At 65.8% G+C, this 8,817-nt stretch carries 6 protein-coding genes and 1 pseudogene; 6 read left to right on the plus strand and 1 reads right to left on the minus strand.

Features of this window, described 5'->3' with window-relative positions:
• Positions 1-109: 109 nt before the first annotated feature.
• Positions 110-574: a thioredoxin-dependent thiol peroxidase gene (gene bcp, locus AO684_RS14065; RefSeq protein WP_054303695.1), complete on the minus strand. Its 465-nt coding sequence runs from the start codon at positions 572-574 to the stop codon at positions 110-112.
• Positions 575-683: 109 nt separating this feature from the next.
• Between bcp and AO684_RS14070 the strand changes: the two genes are divergently transcribed.
• The 6 genes and pseudogenes from AO684_RS14070 to AO684_RS21840 form a co-directional block, all read left to right on the plus strand.
• Positions 684-3,980 (plus strand): DUF3971 domain-containing protein, encoded by a 3,297-nt coding sequence (locus AO684_RS14070; RefSeq protein WP_054303373.1) that lies wholly within the window; start codon positions 684-686, stop codon positions 3,978-3,980.
• The gene (gene queA / locus AO684_RS14075; RefSeq protein ID WP_054303374.1) at positions 3,977-5,026 is read left to right on the plus strand and encodes a tRNA preQ1(34) S-adenosylmethionine ribosyltransferase-isomerase QueA; all 1,050 of its coding nucleotides are present in this window, start codon (positions 3,977-3,979) and stop codon (positions 5,024-5,026) included. Before AO684_RS14070 ends, queA begins: the two co-directional genes overlap by 4 nt.
• 93 nt (positions 5,027-5,119) lie before the next feature.
• Entirely contained in the window at positions 5,120-6,367 is a 1,248-nt protein-coding gene (locus AO684_RS14080) for an MFS transporter (protein ID WP_054303375.1), read from the plus strand.
• A gap of 62 nt (positions 6,368-6,429) precedes the next feature.
• The gene (locus AO684_RS14085) at positions 6,430-7,011 is read left to right on the plus strand and encodes a DUF924 family protein (protein ID WP_054303376.1); all 582 of its coding nucleotides are present in this window, start codon (positions 6,430-6,432) and stop codon (positions 7,009-7,011) included.
• 84 nt (positions 7,012-7,095) lie between these two features.
• Positions 7,096-8,493: a dihydrolipoyl dehydrogenase gene (lpdA, locus tag AO684_RS14090; RefSeq protein WP_054303377.1), complete on the plus strand. Its 1,398-nt coding sequence runs from the start codon at positions 7,096-7,098 to the stop codon at positions 8,491-8,493.
• A 130-nt stretch (positions 8,494-8,623) separates the two neighbouring features.
• Positions 8,624-8,817, plus strand: a pseudogene (locus AO684_RS21840) (MFS transporter); the annotation flags it as partial.

Genomic DNA, 8,817 nt, shown 5'->3' on the forward strand with positions numbered 1-8,817 from the left:
CCCGCCGCGCGGGCGGCGAACCAGCTTTCGGCGTGGCGTTGCGACAGGGCGCATTTGGCACGGCCATCGGCGGTGGCCAGCACCTCGACCGCCATTTCGGCAAGTGTGGTCATAGCGCGCGTGCAGCCTCCAGCACCTCTTCGGCATGGCCCGCGACCTTCACCTTCGGCCAGACCTGCGCCACGCGGCCCTCTGCGTCGATCAGGAGGGTGGTACGCTCGATCCCCATGTAGGTCTTGCCATACATGCTTTTCTCGACCCAGACGCCGTAATCCTCGCAGGTGGTGCCTTGCTCGTCAGAGGCCAGTGCGATGCCCAGCCCGTGTTTGGCGACGAATTTGTCGTGCTTCTTCACACTGTCTTTGGAAATGCCGATCACCATGGCCCCGGCCGCATCGAAATCCGCGGCGCGCGCGGTGAAGTCGAGCGCCTCTGTCGTGCAACCGGGCGTGTCGTCCTTGGGATAGAAATACAGGATCACCTTGCGACCCTTCAGGGCCGAAAGCGCGATCTCACCACCACCATCGCGCGGCAGGGTAAAATCGGGGGCGAGGGTTCCGGGGGTAGGTGTCATGGGCGGCTCCATGCCAATACTGTGAAGATGCTTGGGATTTTAGTTGCCTTCGGGCAAAGTTAAAGGCAACCCCGGCGAAAAAAGCCCGAATGCCGGAAAAGACGCAGGCATGACCGACGAAACAGAACCAGAGACGGAGCTTCGCCCGCGCAGCCGCGCGCCGCGCCGCGTCATGCGGTTCGGGCTCTGGATGCTGCTGAGCCTCGCGCTGGTCGTGGGTCTGGCGGGGTTCGGTCTGCTGGCGCTGACCGGAAAGCCGATCCGCCTGCCGGTCTGGGCGGTGGCGGAGGCCGAGGCGCGGCTGAACGATGCGCTGCCCATGGGAGGTAACAACCTGTCCATCGGCGGTGTCGAGATCGCTGTGGGCCGGGACTGGGTGCCGCGCCTGCGGCTGGAAGATCTGCGGCTGACCCGTTCGGGTGGTGCACCTTTGCTGCGCCTGCCCGAAGCGCGGGTGGCCTTCGATCCGCTGAGCATTGCCGCCCTGCGTTTGCGCCCCGCCTCTGTCGTGCTGTCCGGCGCGTCGATCCGGCTGCGCCGCGATGCGACGGGGCGGTTCGACCTAGATCTGGGTGAGGCGGGGGCAGGCCCGCAACTTGGCAGTTTCGCGGAGGTGATGGCGGCGCTGGACGCCTTGTTCGCGCGTCCTCAGCTCGCGGCCCTGCAGGAGGTGACGGTCGAGGCGCTGTCGCTGCGGCTGGATGATGCCCGCGCCGGGCGGGTCTGGCAACTGGGCGACGGGCGGGCGGTTCTGGCCAATGATCCCGAAGGTCTGGGCGCCGAACTGAGCTTTACCCTTGCCGGTGGCGCGCAGGTGGCGCAGGCGCAGCTTCAGGTCAGGACCGAACGGGGCACGGCAGGCGCCCGCCTGCGCGCCACGGTCGAAGGGGTGGCCGCGCGCGATCTGGCTTTGCAGGCGCCGGTACTGGGCTTCCTGTCCGCGCTCGACGCCCCGATTTCCGGGCGGCTGAACGGCTCTGTCGATGCCGAGGGGCAGGTGGCCGGGCTGGAGGCGGAGCTGGCGCTCGGCCCTGGCGCGCTGCAACCCAGCCCCGAAAGCAAGCCCGTGGGATTTGATTCCGCGCGTCTGGCCCTGGCCTATGATCCCGCGCAGGAGCGTATCGACCTGACCGAGATTGCGGTGCAAAGCCGGTCGCTGCGTCTGGGTGCCAGCGGCCACGTCTATGCACCAGGGGTAACGCGCGGCCGACCGGCGGCGTTTCTGGCGCAGATTGCCTTTTCCGAGGTGAAGGTCGATCCCGAAGGGCTGTTCGTCGAGCCTGTCACCTTCAGCCAGGGTGCGCTGGATCTGAGGTTGCGGCTTGATCCGTTCCGGCTGGATGTGGGGCAGCTGACCCTGCTGGAGGACGGGCGGCGGCTGGAGGCGAAAGGCACGGCTCGCGCCGATGCTTCCGGCTGGCATCTGGCGCTGGATCTGGCGCTGGATGCGATCCGGCATGACCGGCTGCTGGCTCTCTGGCCGGTGTCGGCGGTTCACAAGACCCGCGAATGGCTGGTCGAGAATGTGCAGGAAGGACTGTTGCGCAATGTGAAGGTCGCCCTGCGGATGGAGCCGGGGGCCGAGCCGCGCTTTTCGCTGGGATATGATTTCGCCGATGGCGATGTGCGTTTCCTCAAGACCCTGCCGCCGATCCGGCAGGGCAGCGGCTATGCCACGATCGAGGGCAACAGCTATACGATGGTGCTGGATCGCGGGCAGGTGACGCCGCCGGTGGGTGGGCGGATCACGATGGATGGCTCGATCTTTTCGGTTCTGGACATCCTGCAAAAGCCCGCGCAATCCGAGATTCAGCTGCGCACGAAATCCAGCCTGACCGCCGCGCTGTCGCTGCTGGACCAGGAGCCGTTCCGCTTTCTGACTAAAGCGGGTCGCCCCGTGGAACTGGGCGAGGGCCGGGCCGAGGTTTCTGCGGTGCTGCGCCTGCCGCTGGTACCGCATATCAAGCTGGACGACGTTTCCTATCAGGTCGAGGGCAGGCTGAGCGATGTGCGCTCTGCCGTGCTGGTGCCGGGCAAGGAACTGACGGCGCCCGCGCTGAACCTGACGGCCGGGCCATCGGGGCTGGCGATCACCGGCAAGGGGCGGGTCGGTGCGGTGCCGTTCGATGCGACCTACAAACTGCCCTTTGGTCCGGCGGCGGGCGGCAAATCCACGATCACCGGCACGGTCGAACTGTCGCCGCGCGCGGTGGCCGAATTCTCGCTGGGTCTGCCGGACCGGATGGTTTCGGGGCAGGGCAGCGGGAAGTTCACGCTGGAGCTGCCCAAAGGGGGCGCGGGGCGGCTGACGCTGACATCGGACCTGCGCGGGCTGGGTCTGGCTTTGCCCGAAATCGGCTGGCGTAAGGCACCGGCCACGGCCGGCCGGCTTGAGGTGGCGGCGACGCTGGGGCAGCCGCCACAGGTGCAGGCGCTGTCATTGCAGGCGCCGGGCCTGACCGCGAGGGGCGATATTTCGTTGCGCGCGGGGGGCGGGCTGGACCGTGCCCGTTTTGCCCGCGTGCAGGCCGGAAACTGGCTCGACGCGCCGGTCACGCTGACCGGGCGCGGCAAGGGCCGGGCGGTCGGGGTTGAGGTCACAGGAGGGCGCATCGACCTGCGCCGCCTGCCGGAGCGCGGCGGCAGCGGGGGGGCCTCTGACGGTGCGCCGATGCGGGCTGCGCTGGACAGCGTACAGGTCACCGACGGCATAGCCCTGACCGGCCTGCGGGGCGAGTTCACCACGCGCGGCGGCTTTGGCGGCACCTTCACGGGCCGGGTGAACGGGGGGGCGGCGGTGCGCGGCACGGTCGCACCGATGAAGGGCGGCAGCGGTATCCGCATCACCTCGGACGATGCCGGAGGGGTGATCGCCTCGGCCGGGATCTTTGGCAATGCGCGGGGCGGCGCGCTGGATCTGCAACTGGTGCCCGTCGGCGCCAACACCTACAACGGCATCGCGACCGCCCGCAATTTCCGCGTGACCAATGCCCCGGTTCTGGCCGAACTGCTGTCGGCCATATCGGTCGTTGGCATTCTCGAACAATTGAACGGGACCGGGCTGGTCTTTGCCGAGGCGGACGCGCAGTTCCGCTTGACACCGGCGGGGGTCGAGGTCAGCAGGGGCGCCGCTGTGGGTGCATCCATGGGCGTCTCTGCCGCTGGCACGTTCGACAGCCGCAACAAGCGGCTGAACCTGCAAGGCGTGATCTCGCCCATCTATCTGCTCAACGGTATCGGTTCGGTTCTGACACGCAAGGGCGAAGGCTTGTTCGGTTTCAACTACAAGATCCGCGGCACATCGGACCGGCCGGAGATTTCGGTCAATCCGCTGTCCATCCTGACACCTGGCCTGTTCCGCGAGATTTTCCGGCAGCCGGTGCCGAAGCTGAGGCCCGCGCAATGAAACTTGCGGATTTCGATTTCGATCTGCCCGAGCATCTGATTGCCACCCGTCCGGTGAAACCGCGCCCCGCCGCGCGGCTCCTGCTGGCCGAGGGGGAAGCGATCCGCGATCTCCATGTCCGCGATCTGGTGACGTTGCTGCGCCCCGGTGACCGGCTGGTGCTGAACAATACCAAGGTCATTCCCGCCCGCCTGAACGGCACGCGCTGGCGCGATACGGGGCAGGGCCGGGTTTCGGCGAAGGTGGAAATCACCCTGCTGGAACCTGTGGCCTCGGGTGGCTGGCGGGCGCTGGCCAAGCCCCTGCGCAAGCTTGCTCAGGGCGAAGTGATCGTGTTTTCAGATCAGCTTTCGGCGCAGGTCAGCCGGAAGGGCGAGACCGATCTGGTGCTGGAATTCAACCTGACCGGGCCGGATTTCGATGCAGCGCTTGCTGCTGCCGGGCAGATGCCGCTGCCGCCTTATATTGCCGCCAAGCGCGCGCCCGATGCGCAGGATCATCAGGATTACCAGACGGTCTTTGCCCGCCATTCCGGCGCGGTGGCGGCGCCCACCGCCAGCCTGCATTTCGACGCGGGTCTGCTGGCCGCGCTCAGGGCGCGCGGGGTCGAGTTCACCGAAGTGACGCTGCATGTCGGCGCGGGCACCTTCCTGCCGGTGAAGGTGGAAGATGTGACCACCCACCGGATGCATGCCGAATGGGGCGAGGTGACCGAGGCCGCCGTGGCCGAGATCGCCGCCACCAAGGCCGCGGGCGGGCGGGTCATTCCGGTCGGCACCACCGCACTGCGGCTGATCGAAAGCGCAGCGCAGGGTGGCGCGCTTGCGCCCTGGCGGGGCGAGACCGACATCTTCATCTATCCGGGGTTCACCTTCCGCGTGGCCGACGGGTTGATGACCAATTTTCACCTGCCCAGGTCGACGCTGATGATGCTGGTCGCGGCGCTGATGGGGCGTGACCGTATCCTGCGGGTCTATGATCATGCGATTTCCGAAGGATATCGCTTCTTCTCTTACGGCGACGCATCGCTGCTGCTGCCGGGGTGACGGGGACATCCGCCCGCGTGTCGCCCGTGTTACACTGCTGTTTCTGAACCGCTGCTAGATCTGCCTGCCGAACCTGCCGAACCGGAGTCCGCCATGCCCAATGTCATCTCTTCATCCTGGCCCCTGCTGATGGGCGTCATGCTGCTGATGGTCGGCAATGGCATGCAGGGCACCCTGCTGGGGATTCGCGGCACGATCGAGGGCTTCAGCACGTTCGAGCTGTCGATTGTCATGTCGGCCTATTTCGCGGGCTTCCTGCTCGGGTCGCTGACGGTGCCGGACATGATCCGCCGGGTTGGCCATGTGCGGGTCTTTGCCGCGCTCGGCTCTGCGATTTCGGCCGTTCTTGTGGTCTATCCCGTCGCGCCCGACTGGACCGTCTGGGCTGCCCTGCGCGTCCTGATCGGGTTCAGCTTCTGCGGCGTCTACATCACTGCCGAAAGCTGGCTGAACAATACCGCCACCAACGAGACGCGGGGGCAGGCGCTGTCGGCCTATATGATCGTGCAGATGATCGGCATCATCTCGGCCCAGATCCTGATGAATGTCGCGAGCCCCGAGAGCTTTACGCTGTTCGTGATCCCCTCGGTGCTGGTGAGCCTTGCCTTCATGCCGATCCTGCTGACGGTGACGCAGACCCCGACCTTCGAGACCAACAAGCGGCTCAGCTTCCCGAAGCTCTGGCGCATCTCCCCCCTTGGCTGCATCGGCATGCTTCTGACCGGAGGCATCTTCTCGGCCATGTTCGGCATGGCCTCGGTCTGGGGGGCGAAAAGCGGCCTCAGCGTCCAGCAAATCTCGATTTTCGTGGGCGCCATGTATGTCGGCGGGCTGATCCTGCAATATCCGATCGGCTGGCTGTCGGACCGGCGCGACCGGCGCGGGCTGATCCTCTGGCTGGCGGCTGCGGCCTCGGTCGTCATGGCGCTGGCGACGGTGTTTCCCGTGCATTTCATCGGGCTGATCGTGGTGGCCATGTTGCTGGGTGGCATCGCCAACCCGCTGTATTCGCTGTTGATCGCTTACACCAACGACTTTCTGACCAAGGATGACATGGCAGCGGCTTCTTCGGGGATGCTGTTCCTGAACGGGCTGGGCGCGATCTTCGGCCCGCTGCTGACCGGCTGGCTGATGGAGGGAATCGGTCCGCGCGGCTTCTTCCTGTTCATCGGGCTGAACTTCCTGGGCCTTGCGCTTTACGCTGCCTGGCGGATGACGCGCCGCGCGGCGCCCGGTGTGACCGGCGCCTATGCGGCGGTGGCGCCCACGGCCTCGGCCCTTGCAGTCGGTGCGGTGATGGAAGAGGCTGACACGGGCGAGCCGTCGCTGCCGCAACCCTGACTTGCGGCCCGCCGGAAAGCCTGTCACCCTGCCTTGACGCGAGGCAGGCAAGGGAGGCGGCAATGTCCGATCCGGTTCAGGTTCTGGATTACTGGCTGGGCGAGGTTGGCCCCGAAGGCTGGTATGCCGGGGGCGAGGCGCTGGACGCCGATATCCGGGACCGCTGGCTGGATCTGTGGCAGGCCGCCCATGACGGCGGGCTGGATCACTGGGCCGAAGGGCCTGCCGGGGCGCTGGCGCTTCTGGTGCTGACCGACCAGTTTTCCCGCAACATGTTCCGGGGTGAGGGCAAGGCCTTCTCTACCGATCCGCTGGCCCGCGCGGTTGCCCGCAAGGCGGTGGCGGCGGGCTGGGATCTGGAGGTTCCGGCGCCGGAGCGGCAGTTCTTCTATCTGCCCTTCGAACACAGCGAAGATCCCGCTGATCAGACGATGGCGGTCGAATTGATCGCGGACCGGATGCCCGAGGCAGATGAAACCCTGCTGCATGCCCGCGCCCATCAGGCGATCATCGCCCGCTTCGGCCGCTTCCCCTTCCGCAACGCGGCGCTGGGGCGGGAATCCAGCCCCGAGGAAACCGCCTTCATGGAAGGTGGCGGATATGCTTCAATGGTAAACGATCTTCGGAGCCAAGCCATGCGCTAAGCGCAATGGCCCATGCGCTGCGCTGCATTGCTGGGTGATGCGTGATGGTTTAATGGCAAACTACTTTTCCAGAGGAGGGGAAATATGGCTGCCAGAAATTTTGATGTCATCGTGGTTGGTGCCGGGCCGGGGGGGTATGTGGCCGCTATCCGGGCCGCGCAACTGGGCAAGAATGTCGCGATTGTCGAACGCGAACATCTGGGTGGCATCTGCCTCAACTGGGGCTGTATTCCCACCAAGGCCCTGCTGCGCAGCGCCGAAGTATTTCACCTGATGCACCGTGCCAAGGAATTCGGTCTGAAGGCAGATGGTATCGGCTACGATCTGGATGCCGTTGTCGCCCGCTCGCGCGGGGTGGCGAAACAACTCTCGGGTGGTATCGGCCACCTGATGAAGAAGAACAAGATCACCGTCTTCATGGGCGCGGCCACACTGCCCGCCAGGGGCAAGGTCTCGGTCAAGACCGACAAGGGCACCGAAGAGCTGACGGCCCCCGCGATCATCCTCGCCACCGGCGCGCGCGCCCGCGAACTGCCGGGGCTGGAGGCGGACGGCGATCTGGTCTGGACCTACAAGCACGCCCTGCAACCCAAGCGCATGCCGAAAAAGCTGCTGGTGATCGGTTCGGGCGCCATCGGCATCGAATTTGCCAGTTTCTTCAATACGCTGGGCGCCGAAGTGACCGTGTGTGAGGTGATGGACCGTGTGCTTCCCGTTGAAGACGCGGAAATCAGTGCCTTCGCGAAGAAAGCCTTCGTGAAACAGGGCATGAAGATCCTCGAAAAGACCACGGTGAAGAAGCTCGACCGCAAACCGGGCGTGGGCGTCACTGCGCATCTGGAAGATGCGAAAGGCACCACCACCGCCGAGTTCGATACGGTGATTTCCGCCGTGGGCATCGTCGGCAATGTCGAAAACCTCGGGCTTGAGGCTCTGGGCGTCAGGATCGACCGCACCCATGTGGTGACGGATGAATATTGCCGCACCGGGGTCGAGGGCCTCTATGCCATCGGCGACATCGCGGGCGCGCCCTGGCTTGCCCACAAGGCCAGCCACGAAGGTGTCATGGTGGCCGAACTGATCGCGGGCCTGCATCCGCATGCGATCAAACCCAATTCCATCGCCGGCTGCACCTATTGCCACCCGCAGGTCGCCAGCGTCGGCCTGACCGAACAGAAGGCGAAGGACGCGGGCTACACCGTGAAGGTCGGACGCTTCCCCTTCATCGGTAACGGCAAGGCCATCGCCCTGGGCGAGGCCGAGGGCATGATCAAGACCGTCTTCGACGCGAAAACCGGCGAGTTGCTGGGCGCCCATATGGTCGGCGCTGAAGTGACCGAACTGATTCAGGGCTATGTTGTCGGCCGCAGCCTCGAAACCACTGAGGAAGACCTGATGAACACCGTCTTCCCGCATCCCACGCTCAGCGAGATGATGCACGAGGCCGTGCTGGACGCTTACGGTCGTGCCCTGCATATCTGATCCGGCGCCGGCTCATCTGTTCACAAATATCCTCAGGGGTGAATTGCCGAAGGCAAGAGGGGGCGCAAAGCCCCCTTTTTCCTGTCGGTCGCCTCTGGCTTCGGACGCAGGTGCGGGCTAAGCCTGAGGCATGAAAACCCATTCCGCTTTCTGGCTGGTTCTGGCGCTTTGGGGCGCGGGGCTGGGGGCCGCCGCGCAATTCGGCAAGATCGGGGTGATCTTCGATCTGGCGCCCGGGCTTTATCCCGGTGCCGGGCCGCTGGCGCTGGGGCTCTTCGTCTCGGTCGTCGGGGTGCCGGGCCTGATCTTCGGCACCACGGCGGG

It is taken from the genome of Gemmobacter sp. LW-1, assembly GCF_001303875.1.
GTDB lineage: Bacteria > Pseudomonadota > Alphaproteobacteria > Rhodobacterales > Rhodobacteraceae > Gemmobacter > Gemmobacter caeni.